At 61.5% G+C, this 18,087-nt stretch carries 13 protein-coding genes and 1 pseudogene; 11 read left to right on the forward strand and 3 right to left on the reverse strand.

Annotation, left to right across the window (positions count from 1 at the left end; all coding sequences use genetic code 11):
* Positions 1-66 precede the first annotated feature (66 nt).
* The 4 genes from ACFJIU_RS02675 to ACFJIU_RS02690 all read left to right on the forward strand — a co-directional run bounded on the left by ACFJIU_RS02675 (position 67) and on the right by ACFJIU_RS02690 (position 4,606).
* Complete coding sequence (locus ACFJIU_RS02675) at positions 67-1,410, forward strand: aspartate aminotransferase family protein (RefSeq protein WP_379067252.1); 1,344 nt, start codon at positions 67-69, stop codon at positions 1,408-1,410.
* Between the two features lie 73 nt (positions 1,411-1,483).
* Positions 1,484-2,917 (forward strand): FGGY-family carbohydrate kinase, encoded by a 1,434-nt coding sequence (locus tag ACFJIU_RS02680; protein WP_379067254.1) that lies wholly within the window; start codon positions 1,484-1,486, stop codon positions 2,915-2,917.
* Between the two features lies 1 nt (position 2,918).
* Positions 2,919-3,650, forward strand: coding sequence for a glucosamine-6-phosphate deaminase (locus ACFJIU_RS02685; RefSeq protein ID WP_379067256.1), 732 nt, complete (start codon positions 2,919-2,921; stop codon positions 3,648-3,650).
* 62 nt (positions 3,651-3,712) lie between these two features.
* Complete coding sequence (locus ACFJIU_RS02690; RefSeq protein WP_379067258.1) at positions 3,713-4,606, forward strand: dihydrodipicolinate synthase family protein; 894 nt, start codon at positions 3,713-3,715, stop codon at positions 4,604-4,606.
* Between the two features lie 219 nt (positions 4,607-4,825).
* Here ACFJIU_RS02690 and ACFJIU_RS02695 read toward each other — a convergent pair whose 3' ends face one another.
* Both ACFJIU_RS02695 and ACFJIU_RS02700 read right to left on the reverse strand, forming a co-directional pair.
* A complete protein-coding gene (locus ACFJIU_RS02695) occupies positions 4,826-6,217 on the reverse strand; it encodes a multicopper oxidase family protein (RefSeq protein WP_379067260.1) in 1,392 nt (463 codons plus the stop codon).
* 43 nt (positions 6,218-6,260) lie between these two features.
* Positions 6,261-6,575 carry a hypothetical protein gene (locus ACFJIU_RS02700; RefSeq protein ID WP_379067262.1) on the reverse strand — a complete coding sequence of 105 codons (315 nt, stop codon included), beginning with the start codon at positions 6,573-6,575 and terminating at the stop codon, positions 6,261-6,263.
* 313 nt (positions 6,576-6,888) lie between these two features.
* Here ACFJIU_RS02700 and ACFJIU_RS02705 point away from each other — a divergent pair, with 313 nt between their 5' ends.
* The 7 genes and pseudogenes from ACFJIU_RS02705 (at position 6,889) to ACFJIU_RS02735 (ending at position 17,140) form a co-directional block, all read left to right on the forward strand.
* A complete protein-coding gene (locus tag ACFJIU_RS02705; RefSeq protein WP_379067264.1) occupies positions 6,889-7,968 on the forward strand; it encodes an AbrB family transcriptional regulator in 1,080 nt (359 codons plus the stop codon).
* Between the two features lie 362 nt (positions 7,969-8,330).
* On the forward strand, positions 8,331-9,494 hold the full coding sequence (locus ACFJIU_RS02710) for an ABC transporter substrate-binding protein (protein WP_379067266.1): 1,164 nt from the start codon (positions 8,331-8,333) through the stop codon (positions 9,492-9,494).
* A complete protein-coding gene (locus ACFJIU_RS02715) occupies positions 9,482-11,401 on the forward strand; it encodes an ATP-binding protein (RefSeq protein WP_379067268.1) in 1,920 nt (639 codons plus the stop codon). The genes ACFJIU_RS02710 and ACFJIU_RS02715 overlap by 13 nt, the downstream gene beginning before the upstream one ends.
* On the forward strand, positions 11,398-12,729 hold the full coding sequence (locus tag ACFJIU_RS02720) for a sigma-54-dependent transcriptional regulator (RefSeq protein ID WP_379067270.1): 1,332 nt from the start codon (positions 11,398-11,400) through the stop codon (positions 12,727-12,729). The genes ACFJIU_RS02715 and ACFJIU_RS02720 overlap by 4 nt, the downstream gene beginning before the upstream one ends.
* Positions 12,730-12,879: 150 nt before the next feature.
* A complete protein-coding gene (locus ACFJIU_RS02725) occupies positions 12,880-14,199 on the forward strand; it encodes an ABC transporter substrate-binding protein (RefSeq protein ID WP_379067272.1) in 1,320 nt (439 codons plus the stop codon).
* Between the two features lie 110 nt (positions 14,200-14,309).
* Positions 14,310-16,020: pseudogene (locus ACFJIU_RS02730) on the forward strand (ABC transporter permease).
* A gap of 19 nt (positions 16,021-16,039) precedes the next feature.
* Entirely contained in the window at positions 16,040-17,140 is a 1,101-nt protein-coding gene (locus tag ACFJIU_RS02735; protein WP_379067274.1) for an ABC transporter ATP-binding protein, read from the forward strand.
* Positions 17,141-17,163: 23 nt separating this feature from the next.
* On the opposite strand, the gene ACFJIU_RS02740 is transcribed toward ACFJIU_RS02735, so the two are convergent.
* A complete protein-coding gene (locus ACFJIU_RS02740) occupies positions 17,164-18,030 on the reverse strand; it encodes a LysR substrate-binding domain-containing protein (protein ID WP_379067276.1) in 867 nt (288 codons plus the stop codon).
* Positions 18,031-18,087: the final 57 nt, after the last annotated feature.

Consider the following 18,087-nt stretch of genomic DNA (forward strand, 5'->3'; position numbering starts at 1 on the left):
AGTCGTTGACATGTCATCATACTCATTATAATAAGTATGCAAACTTGTTCTCCGAGGAGAGATTTAATGCCTGCATACAAGACACCCTCGCGCTCCACCCGGAGCCGAGACTATTTTGCCCGCTCCAGCGAAATCATCCCGAGTGGTGTCAACAGCACGGCGCGTGCCGTCTGGTCAGGCTGGGATCCCTATCCGCTGTTTGTCGACCATGGCACGGGTTCGCGCCTCTTCGACGTCGACGGCAATGAGTACATCGACTATCTGCTCGGCCTTGGGCCGATGATCCTCGGTCATCGTCCGAAGAAGATCACCGATGCGGTCGTGGATTTCATCCAGAACCGCGGCACTGTTTTCGCCATGCCTGCAGCCGAAGAAATCACGCTGTCGGAAAAGATCATCGCTGCGGTGCCGGCAATCGAGCAGGTCCGCCTGTGCAACACCGGAACCGAGGCGGTTCTCTATGCTGTCCGTCTCGCCCGCGCCTTCACTGGCCGCAAAAAGCTCATCCGCTTCGAAGGCATGTATCACGGCTTCTCCGACGGCGTTTACTGGAGCAAGCATCCGACGCTGGAAACGGCAGGTCCCGACAAGACCCCGAAGGCCATTCCGCAAGGCCCCGGCATGCCGGCTGGCCTCGACGATTCCCTGATCATTCTGCCGTGGAATGATGTCGAGGCGCTGCGCGACGCGATCGCCCGCGAAGGGCAGAACATTGCTGCCGTCATCACCGAGGCGGTGATGTGCAACACCGGCTGTATCCTGCCGGAGCCGGGTTATCTCGAAGCGATGCGCGAATTGACGGCCAAGGCCGGCATCATCCTGATCTGCGACGAAGTCATCACCGGCTTCCGTCTCAGCCTCGGCGGTGCGCAGGGTTATTACGGCCTCCAGCCTGACCTCTCCACCTTTGCCAAGGGCCTTGGTGGCGGTTTCCCGGTCGCGGCACTCGGCGGGCGCAAGGACATCATGGCGCTTGTCGCGGACGGCACCGTCTCGATGGCGGGTACCTATGCGGCCAACGGCATCGCGGTGACGGCAGCCAATGCGACGCTCGACCAGTTGGCGACGCCGGGCCTCTACGACACGCTCTACCAGCGTTGCCAGAAGCTGTTCGACGGTTTGGCCAAGGTGATCGCTGACAACGACATCCCGGCCTATGTCACCGGTGTCGGACCTGTCATGCAGCTCTGGTTCGCCGACAAGCCGATCCGCAACTATCGCGACGCTGCCCGTTATGCGCGTCACGATGTTTTCCGGACGTGGTGGGAAGAGATGCTCGACCGTGGTGTCCTGTTCCACCCCGGCGCGTTCGAGAACCTGTTCATTTCCTTCGCCCACACCGAGGACGACATCGCACAAACGGTCGCCATCGCCGGCGAGGCGATGCGCGCGGTCAAGGCAAAGCACTAAACTTCCGGAAAGGCGCCTTTGCATGCAGGCTGAAGCCTGCAAAGCTCGGGCGCCTTCTCTCTCAAGGACAGCAATGAAGAACGACAACGTCATCCTCGGCATCGATCTCGGCACTTCGGCCATCAAATGCGTGGCGATGTCGGTGTCGGGTCGCGTTGTGGCGACAACCGAGGCGGCGTTTCCGGTGACGAGGGAGTTGCCCGGCCAGGCCGAGCAAAATCCGCTCGACTGGCTGGCTGCCCTGGAGGCTGCGGTCAAGCAGCTGGACGGAGAGGTTGCGAAACAGGTCTCTGCCGTCGGCCTCACCGGCCAGTTGCCCACCCTGGTCTGCCTGCAAGATGGTCGGCCGTTGCCGTCAGCGATCACCTGGATGGATAGCCGTGCCGATGCCTGGGCATCAGGTTTCCTCGATGAGCCGACGCGGCAGATGATCTATGAGCGGACGGGCATGCCCATCGACGGGCGTTACCTGGCGCCGATGTTCCGCCATCATCTCGACTGTTTCGGCAAAGGCGTGACCACGATCCTTTCTGCCAAGGATTTCCTGCATTTCGCGCTGACGGGAGAGTTGACGACCGACCCGTCTACGGCGGCGGGGTACGGGCTCTATGATCTTGACAGCAAATCCTGGGCGCCGGAGCTTTGCGGCGTATGGGGGGTCGAGAAGCCATTGCTGCCGGCGATCCGACCGGCCGAGGCCACGAGCCCGCTTCGAGGCGATGTGGCGACGCGCCTTGGTTTGCCGACTGGTGTGCCCGTGGCCGTCGGCTGCGCGGACTCGGTTGCCAGCGTCTATGCCATGGCGGGGCTCGGCAGTGGCACGGTGTGCGTCACCACCGGTTCCAGCACGATCATCATGGACAGTCTGAGCGATCCGTTGCGCGATCCAAAGCGTCGATACCTGCTGACCCCTCACGCGGTTGACGGCGTATTCGGGCGCGAAATGGATCTGCTTTCGACCGGCACGAGCTATCGCTGGCTGAACGACCTGCTCGGTTGGGACAATGGCAGGATCGATGCCGCCGCAGCGGCATCGCAGGCCGGCGCCAATGGCCTGATGTTCTCGCCCTATTTGGCGGGGGGCGAACAGGGCGCCTTGTGGAATCCGAACCTGCGCGGCGTCCTGCATGGCCTGACGGTACAGCACAAGGCGCAGGACATCGCCCGTGCCTATCTGGAAGGCGTGCAGTTCGAAATCAGGCGTTGCATCGACATCCTGGCGGAGACCTCGAAGATCGAACGTGTCGTGCTTGCCGGCCACGCGGTGTCGCATTTCTCGACCCGGCAGATGCTGGCCGACATATTGGGACGTCCCGTGGTGAGCTACCATCACTCGTCTCCAGCGGCGATCGGGGCGGCATTGCTGGCTGTTCCTCAAAGTGAACGTCCCGCGCCGACAGCATCACAGACGGATGTGGTCGCGCCTTCCGCCATCTCCACGAACTACGAAAAGATCTACCGGCGCTACTCAGCGCTCTTTCCTACGATTGCCGAGGCTTCAGACTGAGATGACGAAATTGAACGTGACCTGGGCGGCGGATCGCGCTGCCATGGCGGAGCTTGCCGCGAACCAAGTCAGCGCGACGCTGCTCGATGGATCCGCGACAAGCCTCGCCTTGCCTACCGGCGATACGCCGATCGGCATGTATGAGGAGCTGTCGCAACGCTGCCGGCGTGGCGAAATCAGTTTCGGCGCAACCAAACTGTTCAATCTCGACGAATATGTCGGCATGTCGCCCGAAAATCCACGCAGCTATCATGCCTTCATGCGGCGTCATCTCATCGACCGCATCGACGCCCCCGAGGATCAGGTGCATCTCCTGCGTGGGGATGCTCCCGATGCCGATGAACAATGCCGCGCCTTCGATCGTGCGATCGAGGCTGCTGGTGGGATAGACCTTGCCGTGCTGGGATTGGGCGCCAACGGACATATCGCTTTTAACGAGCCGGGTGTCTCCTGGGATCTCGATACGCACGTGGTTTCGCTGGACGAGAGGACGCGGCAGGCGCACCGTCCCAACTTTCCCGACGATGCCAGCGTGCCGAAAACAGGGGTGACCATGGGCATCAACACGCTGCGCTCGGCCGGGAAAGTGCTGCTGCTGTGTGCCGGCGAGAGCAAACGCGAAGCCATGGCAGCACTGCTGGCCGGGCGTGAGGATCCGGCCTGGCCGGTCACCAGCCTGATCGGGCACAGCGATCTGGTGGTCGTGGCCGAAGAAGCCCTGATGCCATCTTGACGGGCAGCCTGCGTGGAGCAGCTGTCCCTCAGTCCGACAAGATCAATGAATGGGAGCCGAATATGACCTGGAGTGGTGTCTTTCCTGCCGTAACGACCAAGATGGATGCTTCCGGCGTGATCGATCTCGCCGCGACCCAGGCGAGTGTCGATCGTCTCATCACCAAAGGTGTGTCGGGTGTCATCGTGCTGCCGATGCTCGGCGAAAATGCGTCGCTGACGCAGGCCGAGCGCGACGCCGTGGTGCGGGCAGCCAAGGAAGCCGTCGCGGGGCGTGTGCCGCTTCTTTCAGGACTGGCGGAACTGTCCACCGACAATGCTGTTGCCGCGGCCCGCAACTACCAGCGGCTTGGTGCGGAAGGCCTGATGACGTTCCCGAGCCTCGCCTATCGCACGGACCGGCGCGAGACGGCGGCCTGGTACAAGGCGGTTGCCGAAGCGAGCGATCTGCCGATCATGATCTACAACAATCCGCTCGCCTATAAGGTCGATGTCGACATCGAGACGCTGAAGATGCTGGCCGATGTTCGGGGCGTCGTGGCGATCAAGGAAGAGACCGGCGACATCCGCCGCGTAACCGACCTGTTCAATGCGTTTGGCGATCGTTTCGACATCTTCTGCGGTGTCGACGACCTTATCCTGGAAAGCGTGGCGCTCGGCGTCGTTGGCTGGGTGTCGGGTATGACCAATGCGTGGCCCGCCGAATGCGTGAGGTTGTTCGAAACGGCCAAACGCGGCGACTTCGCTTCGGCGTTGCCGTTATACCGCCTGCTGACACCGGCCTTCCACCTCGATACGGACGTGAAGCTCGTCCAGTACATCAAGCTGGCCGAGCATCTTGTCTATGGTGCCCCGGAACATGTCCGGGCTCCGCGCTTGCCTGTGATTGGAGAAGAACGGGCGACGGCGGAAGCGGTCATCACGGCGACGATCAGGGCTTTGGCGACCGCGAATTGATCGACCGCTTTTGAACTAGAGCGTTTCCGTTTTTCACGGAAACGCGGAAACGCTCTAAGTTTTGTTTTCGCCGCAATTTTGTAACGCCAAGCGATTTCACTTGGCTACAAAATGCTCTCGGACAGGCGTTGCCGGAATCGGCCGGCGACGCCCGTCTTTCAGACCAGCCTCCCGGTAAATGCCATCCATCACCCGCGCGACGCTTCACGGGTCCGTGTCTCAAACGACACGGAGATAACTGGTCATGCCTGTCTTCTGATGTTCAATGATGTGGCAATGCAGCAGCCAGTCGCCAGGGTTGTCGGCCACGAAGCCGAGCTGCACCTTCTCGTCGGCCTGGATGAGGTAGGTATCTGTTATCTGCGGCTGGATCTGTCGCTTCGATGAGGACAGGACCTTGAAGCTCATGCCATGCAGATGGATGGGATGAACCTGCGGCGTCAGGTTCTCCATGTCGATGACGTAGCTCTTTCCCAACTTCAATTCGGCCAGCGGCGCGGTTGGATCGGGCGTATCGCCCGGCCACGGCACCTTGTTTATCGCCCAGAAACTGTAGCCAAGCGAACCGCAGATACTGTCCGTCGAGACGTTCTCCGCCGTTGCGCTGAGCGCCAGCCGGATGTGCTGGGCGGAGGCGACATCGACCTGGTCGATCGGATTGGGTTCGAGCGGCGCCAGATCACGCGCGTCGCGCCGCAGTGAAGCTCCGACGGAGCGCAGCGTTGCCAGTACCGCCGACTTCGTCCCGCGAATATCCTCGAGGCTGACAAGCGCCCCCTCATTGTCGGGCATGCGTATCGCCAGTTCCAGGCGCTGGCCGGGGCCAAGTTGAAGCAGGTCGAGGGGGAACGCCTGTGGAACGGGATTGCCGTCGATGGCAATGACGGTCGCGCCTGCGCCCTGAACGCGAAACGAATAGATTCGTGTGACGTCCGTGATCGCCACGCGCAGGCGCACCAGCCCACCGGACGGCGCATCGTATTGCGGCTGTTCGATCCAGTTGGCGGTGCGCACCGTGCCGAAGGTTCCTGAACGTGCGGCGTCGCGAGGCCGATACTGCTCGATGAACTGCCCGTCGCCACCGAGACGCCAGTCGCGCAGATTGAGCACCACTTCCGCGTCGAATTCAGGATCGGCGGGGTTCTCGACGACGATCACGCCAGTCAGGCCGTGCCCCATCTGGATCAAGGTGTTGCAGTGCGGATGGTACCAGAATGTGCCCGCATCCGGCGGGGTGAAGACATAATCGAACTGGTCGCCGGTGTAGACATAGGGCTGGACGAGGAACGGCACCCCATCCATCTTGTTGGGGACGCGGATGCCGTGCCAGTGGATGGTGGTCGGTTCATCGATGCCGTTGACCAACCGCGCCGCGAAGGCCTCGCCCTTCCTCATGCGCAACACCGGCGGCACTCCTGCATCGTCGTAGGTGAGCACGTCCCGGGTCAGGTCGGTGCCCGTCAGCTTCGCCTCAATTTTCCGGGGCTTGAGGATCCGTGGTTCCGGTGCAGCCAGCGCGGAGCGAATGGAATTGCCTGTCCAGCCCAGCCCGAAACCACAGGCAACCCCAGCCGACGCCTTGAGAATGGCGCGGCGCGTGACTTTCGACATGGGGGCTCCACAATTCGATTTTGACCGATGCCCGGCAGAATGTCTAAGCTCGGCCAGCTATCGGCATCAGCCGCAGATCTGCCGTGCGACGGCGTTCACAGGCTGCCAACAGGGCGGAACTCAGGACCTCCATATCGGTTTTGGTGTTCGGTCGCCAGCCGCAGGGACAAGGATCGACACCGGAGTGTGCGTCCGCCATTTCCCGATAGATGGTGCCGATCGACCGTGCCACCAGCCGCATCACCGCCATGGGCGGCAACCCCGCACGGTGCATTACCTCGCAAATCTCGTTCATCACAGTGGTGCGGATATGCGCCTCGGCGTCGGCATGGCGATTTTCTACTTCGATTTGTGACACGCGTTGACTCTCTGCATTGTCGTTTGAAGGGATCGCTGGCGTGGCTGTTCGCTGCGTCGCGCTTCTGTGCATCGCTGCGGCTGGCCCGCAGTCAGGATTCCTGAGGAATGAGCACAACTCTATCGTGTGATGGTGATGATGAAAACAAAAACTTGAATGTTTTTATCATCTTTTTGAGGGCGACTTCTATCCGAGAAGCGGCAGCGCAGACGGAAGGTGACGTCCATAAGCCCGGGCCGCGGCCGAACGGTTGATCGCCGACAGGTTCGGAATGTTACTGCTGTATGGTGATTGGCGGTATTATAGGCCTTGCATGACCATCGATACCGAGTCGCCCTCCCGCCTTGCCGTCCTTGCCCACTCATCGCAGTGGCTGGTGCTGCTTCCATTGACGCTGGTGCTGATCACGCTGCTGGAATTGGTCCACCTGCCGGCGGCGCTGTTGATCGGCTCGTTGGTCGCGGGGATCGTGGCGGGCGTCAATGGAGCAACCGTGCGGGTACCGCACATGGCATTCGCGTCGGCACAGGCGATCATCGGTTGCCTGATCGCGGGATCGATCTCCCTCAGCATCTTTTCGACCCTGGCCGAGGGATGGGTACTCGTGCTGGGTGTCGTGCTGGCGACGCTGACAGCGTCCAGCCTTCTCGGCTGGCTGATCAGCCGTCTCGACATTCTGCCGGGGACGACCGGCGTGTGGGGTGCAGCTCCAGGTGCGTCCACCGCAATGGTGCTGATGGCGGGCGCGTTCGGGGCGGACCAGCGTCTGGTCGCCTTCATGCAATATCTGCGCGTGGTGATCGTCACCATTGCAGCCGCCGCCGTGGCACGGCTGTGGGTGGACAAGTCGGGCGTGGCCGAACCGGCGATCATCTGGTTCCCGCCGCTCGACTGGCTGGCCTTCGGCCTGACCCTGGTCGTTGCTGCGGTTGGCGGTTTCCTGGGCCGGACTGTGCGTTTGCCGTCGCCATTTTTCCTTGGCGCCTTCATTCTGGGCAGCATCGTCCATCTGGCATTCGGGCAGACGATGCAGATTCCGGAATGGCTGCTGGCGCTGAGCTATGTCGCCATCGGTTGGACCATCGGGCTGAACTTCACCATCCATACCGTACGGCATGCTGCCAGGGCTCTACCGCAGATCGTTGCCGCCATTCTCGTGCTGATGGCTTTTTGTGGCCTGATGGCATGGCTGATCGTCATGATGTTCGATGTCGATCCGCTCACCGCCTATCTGGCGACCAGCCCGGGCGGCATGGATTCGGTGGCCATCATCGCAGCGGCGTCGGACACGGTTGATCTTTCCTTCGTGATGGCGCTGCAGGCAGCCCGGTTCCTCGTGGTGCTGCTGGCCGGTCCCAGTATCTCGCGTCTGGTTGCCCGGACGCTGAGGTAAAGGGTTGCGGCGTAGTGTGTTGCAGACTTCGGGACAGGCGGACAAAGCCTGACTGAACATCCTCATGGGGGCAGGCAGGGCGAGCCAACTCGCGATAAAAACGACTGGAAAAACGGGTCGCATAGGGCCAAAAACGAATTGAGGCTTTGCGCAAGGTCGCAGGGACGTAAATCTCAGGTCGAGGGCGACAGTTGCACGGTTCGGCATTGCGATCGTTTCGACTGCTGGTTTTTCTTCTCATTCCGCTGTGGTTCGCCGCCAGCGCGCGGGCCGCGGAGCCGAGCAAGCTTACGATCGTCACATCCTATCCAGCTGCGTTTTTCGAGCCCTTCCAGAAGGCGTTCGAGACGAAAAATCGTGATGTGACCATCACGATAATCCAGCGAAACACTGCAAGCGCCAGTCGCTTCATCATCGAAAAGCATGAGCAGCCGGCCGACATGTTCTGGGCCTCGGCTGCCGATGCCTTCGAACTACTCAAACGGCACGGTAGTCTGAGAAAGGTCCGTTCCCGCGTCACCGGTGCGCCAGAAAAGGTGCTCGGCTATCCGTTGAATGATCCGGATGGCTACTATCTCGGTTTTGCCTTGTCGGGCTACGGCATCGTCTACAACGGAGCCTATCTGGCGCAGTATGGCCTGGCACCGCCGCGCGAATGGCAACAACTGCTCGAGCCCGCCTATTCGGGTCATATCGGCATCACGACGCCCTCACGTTCCGGCACGACGCATTTGATGGTGGAAGCGCTGTTGCAGACCTACGGCTGGGAAAAGGGTTGGGCGATGCTCTCGAACCTGGGCGGTAATCTTTCCACCGTTACCGCACGCAGTTTTGGTGTTGCGTCCGGCGTGGCGCAGCGCCGGTTCGGCATCGGCATCACGATCGACTTTCTCGCTCGGACACCGAGCATAGGTGCGAATGACGCGGTTTTTGTCATGCCGTCCGACACGGTCTTCGTACCTGCCAGCATTGGCATCCTGTCGCGTGCTCGAAACGTCGAAGCCGCGGAACGCTTCATCGATTTCATATTGTCGGAGGAAGGCCAGCGCATACTGCTCACTCCGGCAGTTGGACGCATTCCAGTCAGGCCGTCCCTCAACCGCGGGCTGGTGCCAGGCAACAATGCCGGGCTGCTCAAGGATACAACCTTCGACGCCGGCCTTTCGGCCGAACGCTACGGCCTCGTCAACCTGATGTTCGACGACTATGTCGTCCGCCGCCGCGCGGTTCTGGCACGTCTTTGGAAACGCCTTGCGGAATTTGAGGCGATGAACATCGTGTCGCCGAGAACGCAGGCCTTGTTGTCGCGTGCGCGACACAGCCTCGAGGCGCCCCCCATTTCGGAGGCTGAGGCAGGCCGGCTCGACAGTGATTTGAAAGCCGAATGGCCGCGGCGCATCGCGTGGTCGCCGTCGCAGATCGAATTTGCCGCTCGTCTGCGCGGCAACATCGAGCGCAAGCTGGCTGATGCGGAGGCCATGATCGCTGAAGTTTCCGACGATCAGGGATCCCGATGGCGGCCATAACCGATACGATCCCAGTTCATGATCTGTCGGGGGGACAGCGCTGGCGGATGGGCATCGGCGGTCGCCTGTTCGCGGCCTTCGTGGCCATCGTCGGACTGGCGGTCGGGGCCTGCGTCGTTGGCTGGCTTTCCTACGCCCGGCTTTCGGGGGAGCTTTCGGCAATTGTCGAAGCCCAGATGCCGCGCCTTGCCTTCGCTTCGCGTCTGTCGAAAGCTGGCGCGGACATCGGCTCGGTGACGGCTGTCCTGACCGGAGCCGGTACGCGGGCGGAATATGACGACGTGCGTGGCGTCTACGCGCAGCGCCTGAAGGCTTTGCAGGATCTGCTCATTCAACCTGACGCCGCGCGCGACGTCGCCCAGATCGGTCCAGTGGCCGGTGCCATCGGTGAGAATCTGAACCGGATCGATATCGCCGCCGGCAAGCGTTTCACACTGCTCGAAGCAATGCGTGCCGACACCGATGAACTGCGATGGTTGCAGGCTGATCTGATCGAGGAAGCAGATCCGCTTGTCGACGATATCCGGTTCAACATCGAGGCCGAGGCACGAAAGCCGGGCGGTTCGAATGCGCTTGGCGAACAGCGCAAGAGCGAGGCGCTTTTGACCGCGCTTTCCCAAGCGAACCTTGCCATTGGGCTGATCGGCCGGCTGGTCAACGCCACTACTGTGGCGGAGATTCAGGAGACCAACGCATTTCTAGGCGACAGCGTCGACGAACTGGCCACGCGGCTGGATACGCTTTCCGGATGGCCCGACAGCATCACGCTGCGCCAGCTCGCCCGTCGGATACTCGAGCAAGCGAATGTGCGCACGGGAATTCCGAACCGAAAGAATTCCGAAATGGCGCAGGCCGTCAAACTGAGCGAATTGGCGCAGGAGAACGCTCGGCTTGTGGAAACCCTGGGCCGTAACATCGAGGCCGAAGTCACCGCCATTCAGGCAAGCGCCAACGCTGCCAGCCTGCGCGCTGCCCAGGCCATCGACATCGGCCGCAAATTGCTGGCCGCTATCGCATTGCTATCGGTCACTCTGGCAATGGCCATCGGCTATCTCTACGTGCACCGCAATGTGCTGGCGCGTATCCGTCAGTTGGCCGCTGCAGCCAGCAGCATCGGTGAAGGACGGCATTCGGTCGTGCTTCCTCCCGTTGAACCGGACGAGCTCGGCGATCTTGCGCACGCGCTGGCGCTGTTTCGGCAGACGCGTGATGAGCTCATCCAATCAGCCAAGCTGGCGGCCCTTGGCCAGATGGCCGCGGGAATCGGGCACGAGCTCAACCAGCCGCTGGCGGCGATCCGAGCTCATATTCACAGTGGCTCGACGCTTATCGGTCGCGGCAACAGCGAGCAGGCTTTGGTTAACCTGGAAAAGATCAAGGGCCTTACGGCGCGCATGGCCGACCAGATCAGCCACATTCGCCGCTTTGCCCGACGCCCGGATGCCCAATTGCGGCCGGTCGACCTCAAGGTTGCGGTTGGGGATGCCCTCAGCCTGCTTGAACATCGCTTCGAAGAGGAACAGACGGCGCTTCAACTGGACCTTGCCGACGAAGCGATGTCAGTGATGGCCGAGCCGATCAGACTGGAGCAGGTTATCGTCAATCTGGTGGCCAACGCGCTTGATGCCGTGAAGGAGACGACGCGGCGCACCGTGCGTGTGACGGCCGAGCCGACGACAGATGGCGTGCGCCTGATCGTTGCCGACAGCGGATCCGGGATCGCGGCCGGGGATTTGCAGGCCGTGTTCGATCCGTTCTTCACCACGAAGCCGGCGGGATCCGGTCTCGGTCTCGGGCTTTCCATCTCCTACAACATCGTCAAGGACTTCGGCGCCGACATCACGGTGCTCGAGAGCGGGCCGCAAGGCACACGCTTCCAGGTCCTGCTGAAAGGACCAGAAAGATGACCGATGTCATCCTCGTCGACGACGATGCCAATGTGCTGGACGGCTATCGCGAGGTGCTGGAGCTCGAAGGCCTCGAAGTCGCCGCCTACGGCTCCGTGGCAACAGCCGTTGCGGATCTCAGGGTCGATACCGGAGCCGTTATCGTCTCGGATGTGCGGATGCCCAGGCACGACGGCTTTGATCTCATCGCCATGGTGCGCGGCATCGATTCCGATATCCCGATCGTGCTGATATCCGGTCATGGTGATATTCCGATGGCTTTGCGCGCCATGCGTGAGGGCGCGTGGGACTTTGTCGAAAAGCCGGCCGATCCGCTGCACCTCATCGAGACGGTCAAGAGAGCGCGGGCGCATCGGCAGCTTCAGTTGGAGAACCGCCGTCTGCGTTTGTCGGCTGACGCCGATGGTTGGGAAACGCGGCTCATCGGTCATTCGGCTCCGGTTGTAGCGCTGCGCGAGAAATTGAAGCGCATCGTGGGCATTGCCACCGACATCCTTGTCATAGGCGAGACCGGAACCGGCAAGGAGGTCGCGGCACGCGCCTTGCACGATTTCAGCAATCGCAAGGGCAATTTCGTCGCCGTCAATTGTGGCGCCATTCCAGAAACCATGCTGGAATCCGAACTCTTCGGCCATGAAGCCGGCGCCTTTACCGGGGCACGCGAAAAACGCATCGGCAAGATCGAATACGCCGATGGCGGCACCTTGTTCCTCGATGAGATCGAATCCATGCCGATGGCTGCCCAGGTTCGCCTGCTGCGGGTCCTGCAGGAACGTGTCATCGAACGACTTGGGTCGAATACGGAACGACCTGTAGATCTGCAGGTGGTGGCTGCCACGAAGGCTGACCTGCATCTATTGGCCAGACAGGGGCAGTTTCGGGAAGACCTTGCCTATCGGCTTGATATCGCGCGGATAGAACTGCCCCCGCTCAGCGCCCGCAAGGGTGATGTCGGGCTGCTGTTTCGGCATTTCCTGGCGCTTGCCGCCAAGCGTCAGGGACGAATCCCGCCCAGGGTGGACGTGGCATTCCTGACCGGCCTCGACCGCAGGCCATGGCCAGGCAATGTGCGTGAACTGCGGAATGTCGCCGAACGCTTCGTGCTTGGCCTGGAGGATGTCGGGGAGCACGGGGACGCCGACGGATTGTTGACGCTGGAGGAACAAATCGATCGCGTCGAGCGCAGCATCATCCTTGACGGCCTGTCCGCGCAGGAAGGGCGTGTCGGTGCCACCGCCGACGCCCTCGGCATCTCGCGCAAGACGCTCTACCTCAAGATGCGCAAGCACGGCATCGCCACGCGCGGCGAGGATGGCGATGTTACCTGAATTACCCATGCCGTAGCTGGGTAATGTTACCATTTTTACCCGATCTCTGCCGAAGAAGCCCGGAATTGCGGGATTCCTGCAACTGGCACGCGGCTTGCTCCATCCCTGGTCAGCCGCCAAAGCCTGGCGGTGATTGGGAGGAAATATCTTATGTTGAAGACCATTGCCGCGGCGATGCTGATCTCGGCTGCCGCCATCGTTGCCGCCCATGCTGAAGAAGGCGGCAAGGTGACCATCGTCACGTCCTTTTCCAAGGATGTGACCGATCCATTCAAAGCCGGTTTCGAGGCGGCCAATCCCGGCTACACGCTCGATGTCCAAAACAAGAGCACCAGTTCCGGCGTCAAATATGTCGACGAAACCAAGGGCAACAACCAGACCGATCTGTTCTGGGCTTCCGCACCGGATGCCTTCGACAGCCTGAAGAGCCGAAAGCTTTTGACCAGGTTCGCGCCGTCCGTAACCGGACTGCCCGAGAAAGTCGGGTCCTATCCGGTCAATGACCCGGACGGGTTCTATTTCGGCTTTGCGGCGTCCGGTTATGGCATCATGTCCAACGACCGTTATCTCGAGGCCAACAACATCCCCAAGCCGTCCGAATGGAGTGACCTGACGAAGCCGCAATACTACGACCATGTCGCGATCGCGGCTCCCTCGCGCTCCGGCACCACGCACCTGACCATCGAGACGATCCTCCAGGGGGAAGGTTGGGACAAGGGCTGGGCTACGCTCAAGGGCATCGGCGGCAATCTGCAGCAGGTCACCGAGCGTTCGTTCGGCGTGCCGGATGCCGTGAATTCCGGCCAGACCGGCATCGGCATCGTCATAGACTTCTTCGCCTTTTCGGCGCAGGCGAGCGGCTTCCCGGTCAGTTTCGCTTATCCATCGGTGACAACGGTGGTTCCGGCCAACATCGGCATCATCGCCAATGCTCCGAACCAGAAGGGCGCGGAAGCCTTCGTCAATTATCTGCTTTCGGAAAAAGGCCAGACGGTCCTGCTCGAACCCACGATCCGGCGACTGCCGATCAATCCGGCACTTTATGAGAAGGCTCCCGAGGGTTTCCCGAACCCGTTCAAGGATCCGCGTTTCCAGTCGATGATCACCTTCGATGCCGAAGTCTCGAAGAAACGCACCGATGTCGTCGACACCTTGTTCGATCAACTGGTCTCGTTCCAACTCGACAAGCTGAAGGGAGCGACCAAGGCAATCCATGCCACCGAGGAGGCATTGGCAAAAAGTGACAATGCGGAAGCGCGCGGATTGCTCGAGGAGGCGCGTTCGCTGATCGCGGCGATGCCGATCACCGCCGAGCAGGCTGCAAGCCAGGAAATCCGGGATGTGTTTACCGGCGGCGAACAGAAGACCGCTCGCCAGGCTGAACTCGAGCAGCAGTGGGCGGCATTCGCTGCCGATAAATACGCGGCTGCCCAGAGCAAGGCGGAAGCCGCGCTGGACCTCATCGACTGAGCGAACCGGCGTGTTGGCCGTCTGCGCGAGCAGACGGCCATTTCCGATCATCCATGTCTTCCGTACCGGCCTGATCAGGCCTGGCACGATGAACCCATCCGGAGCCAGCCATGGCATTTGCTGCCGCAATCCCGATAAACCGTATTTCGGCCAAGCCCGGCCAGATCGCCGCGGTTGCCTTGATAGCCCTGTTCCTCGCGGTCTTCCTGGTGATCCCGGCAGGAACCGTGATCTATACGGCCTTTACGGAGAAAGGCACCGGCGCGCTCACCGTTGTCAATTTCCTGGACTTCTTTCGCACCAAGCTGTTCCGGCAGTCCTTCGTCAATTCGGTCTACGTTTCCGCCATGTCGGTGGTCTGGGGTACGCTGATCGCCCTGCCGCTGGCTGTGCTCACCACACGTTTCGAATTCCGCGGCTCGCTCCTGATCCAGACGCTGGGGTTCATTCCCTTGATCATGCCGCCCTTCGTCGGTGCGGTGGCGATGCAACTGCTCTTTGGCCGCAACGGCACCATCAACCTCCTGCTCAATGATTGGCTCGGGTTCCGCATCCCTTTCATGGAGGGTCTGAACGGCGTCATCTTCGTGCAGTCCCTGCACTATTTTCCGTTCATCCTGATCAATCTGTCGACCAGTCTGCGCAACATCGACCGATCGATGGAAGAGGCGGCCCAGAAATCTTGGCTCCTCCGGTTTTCGCCTGTTCCGCCGCATCGTCTTTCCACTGGCGATGCCTGGGTATCTCGCGGGAGCCTCGCTGGTTTTCGTCAAGGTTTTCGATGACCTGGCCACGCCGCTCCTGCTCAATGTCAAGGATATGCTGGCGCCGCAGGCCTACCTGCGCGTCACCTCGGTCGGCCTCACCGACCCGATGGGCTATGTCATCTCGGTCATCCTGATCGTGGTCTCGATCTTTGCCATGTGGTTGTCGGCGGTGGCGATGCGCGGCAAGGACTATTCGACCGTCCAGCGCGGCGGCGGCGGGCTTTCCAAGCGTCCGCTCGGTCGCGGCGAGGCGGTGGTGGCGTATTGTGTGGTGGGGCTGATCCTGCTTCTCGTGCTGTCTCCGCACATCGGCCTCTTGCTGTTGTCGCTGGCCACTGTGTGGTCGTTCAGTCCACTGCCGGATGGCTTTACCGTCGCCCACTACAGCCGCGTCTTCGGCGAGAGTTCGCTCTACATCAAGAACACGCTGATCTATGCCAGCCTGGCCGGTCTCATCGACGTCATCGTCGGTGGCGCCATCGCCTATCTGGTGTTGCGCACCAAGGTGATCGGTCGGCATTGGCTCGACTGGGCGGCCACCGCTGCCCTGGCAATCCCCGGCGTGGTACTCGGCATCGGTTATCTCCGCACCTTCTACGGCGTCACTCTGCCCGACGGGACCCCGCTTGCAACACTCTGGGTGATGGTCGTGCTGGCGCTTGCCATTCGCCGCCTGCCTTATGCGCTGCGGGCCTGCTACGCGGCGCTGCAGCAAGTGTCGCAGTCGCTCGAGGAAGCGGCGGAAAACCTCGGTGCCACCAAACAGCGGACCATCCGGCGCATCGTGCTGCCGCTCATGACCGGTGGCCTGCTGGCGGGTTTCGTCACCTCCTTCTCGACAGCGGCCGTCGAGCTTTCGGCGACACTGATGCTGATCCAGAGCAATTCCGACGCGCCCATAGCCTACGGGCTCTACGTCTTCATGCAGTCGCCGGCGGGACGCGGGCCAGGGGCGGCGCTCGGCGTGATCGCCGTCATCATGGTCGCGGTCTGCACGCTGCTGTCCCATTACGTGGTCGAGCGTCGCCAGAAGACGCTCGGGATGCACAAATAAGAATTCCAGGGAGCGAATAATGAACATGGAAATCCGGAATGATGCGGGCTCTCGTGGAGTCGCCAGGGCCGTCCGCATCAGCGATGTCAATCTCTACTACGGCGAGCAACATGTGCTGAAAGACATCAACCTCGAGATCAAGCCTGGCGAGTTCTTCGCTTTTCTAGGCCCCTCCGGCTGCGGAAAGACGACTTTGCTCAGGCTGATCGCAGGTTTCAATCATGCCCGTCAGGGAAAGGTGGCGATCGGCGGTGACGATATCCTCGATATGCCGCCGTGGAGGCGGGAGATCGGCATGGTGTTCCAGTCCTATGCGCTCTGGCCACATATGACGGTGGCGCAGAATGTCGCCTTTGGCCTGGAAGAACGGCGCCTGCGCAAGGCCGAAGTCGAGCGTCGGGTGAACACCGCGCTCGATCTGGTGGGGCTCAAGCACCTGGCGGAGCGTCGTCCGGCACAACTCTCGGGCGGCCAGCAACAGCGCGTGGCGCTGGCAAGGACCATCGCGATCGAGCCCAGGGTGCTTTTGCTCGATGAGCCGCTCTCCAATCTCGATGCCAAGATGCGCGTGGAGGTTCGACGCGAACTCAGGGAACTGCAGCAGCGACTGCACCTGACGACCATCTTTGTCACCCACGATCAGGAAGAGGCGAACACGGTGTGCGACCGCATCGCCGTATTCAATGAAGGCCGCATCCAGCAGGTTGGCACGCCAATGGGGTTGTATGAGAAGCCGGCCAATCTGTTCGTCGCCAATTTCCTCGGCACGGCGAATATCCTTTCCGGAAGAGTGACAGGTGAGGGGAACTCACGGCGTTTCGACGTCTCCGGCGCGGGGTCAATTCCGATCCCCGCGCACACGGATGTGCCTGAGGGTGCCAAGCTGGTTTTGCGTCCACAATACGCCACCCTTGGCGTCGATGAACCGGGTTCCGTATCGCTGTCTGGCAGGATCGCGCATCGCGAATTCCTCGGGGCTACGGTCCGTTACGGTGTCCAGGTCGGAAGCGCGACGGTGCTTATCGATGTGCCGTTCCATTCAGGTGGTTCTCTGCTCGAACCCGGCAGCGAGACCACGATCGGCTTCAAGCCAGAGTCAGCGCTCTGGCTTGCCGACTGATCCCCGTGCCAGACTGGCGGACGTCAACTCGGCAGGCTCATTGCCAGGTCCCAGAAGGCCTTGACCAGCTTGCCGCTGGCGCGTTCGCGCAGGCAGATCAGGGCTTCATCCATCAGCACTTCCGGTGCGTCGATCTGGATCGGTTTCAGCCTGCCGTCATAGCCGAACTCGGCCCGGGTGACGAAGCCGACGCCGGCACCCGAGGCTACGATCTCGCGCACGGCCTCGCGGCCTTCGGCTTCGATCGCGGGCTTCAGGTCGACGCGCATTTCGGCAGCCAGCGCTTCCAGCTTGAAGCGGGTCTTCGAACCGCGTTCGCGCAGCACGAGTGGGTGTGAGACGATGTCGGCCAGCGCGAGCTTTTTCGCGCTGGCCAACGGATGATTGTGAGCGACGAAGGCGATGATCGGCGATGAATTGAGCTTCAGGATCTGGAAGTCGGAACTCTCCGGGATTTCGCCCAGCACGCCCATATCGGCTTCATAGGCGTAGAGCCCGGCGATCACGGTCTCGGTGTTGCCAGCGCGCAGCGACACCTGGACGCCGGGATATTTCGCCCGGAACGCGGCCAACACGTGCAGCAGATGGTGCGCGGCGTCGGCGATGATGCGCAGCGTGCCGGCACGCAGGGCGCGCGACTCCGACAGCAGGTCATTGGCCTGCTGCTCGTTGTCGAACATGCGGTGTGTGATCTCGAGCAGCCGTTCGCCCTGGGCAGTCAGCGTGACCTGCTTCTTGTGGCGGTTGAAGAGCAGTACGTCATACTCTTCCTCCAGCTTGCGTACCTGGTCTGAAATCGCCGGCTGGGTCAGGAACAGGGCCTCGGCCGCGCGCGAGAAACCGCCGCAGACGGCGACATGGTGAAAGGCCCGCAACTGCACGTACCGCATGGCATCATTCCATAAATAGAGACGATGCAACCATAGAAACTAACGAATTGACTTATG

Origin of the sequence: Mesorhizobium sp. UC74_2, from assembly GCF_042701485.1 — a bacterium.
Classification (GTDB): Bacteria; Pseudomonadota; Alphaproteobacteria; order Rhizobiales; family Rhizobiaceae; genus Mesorhizobium.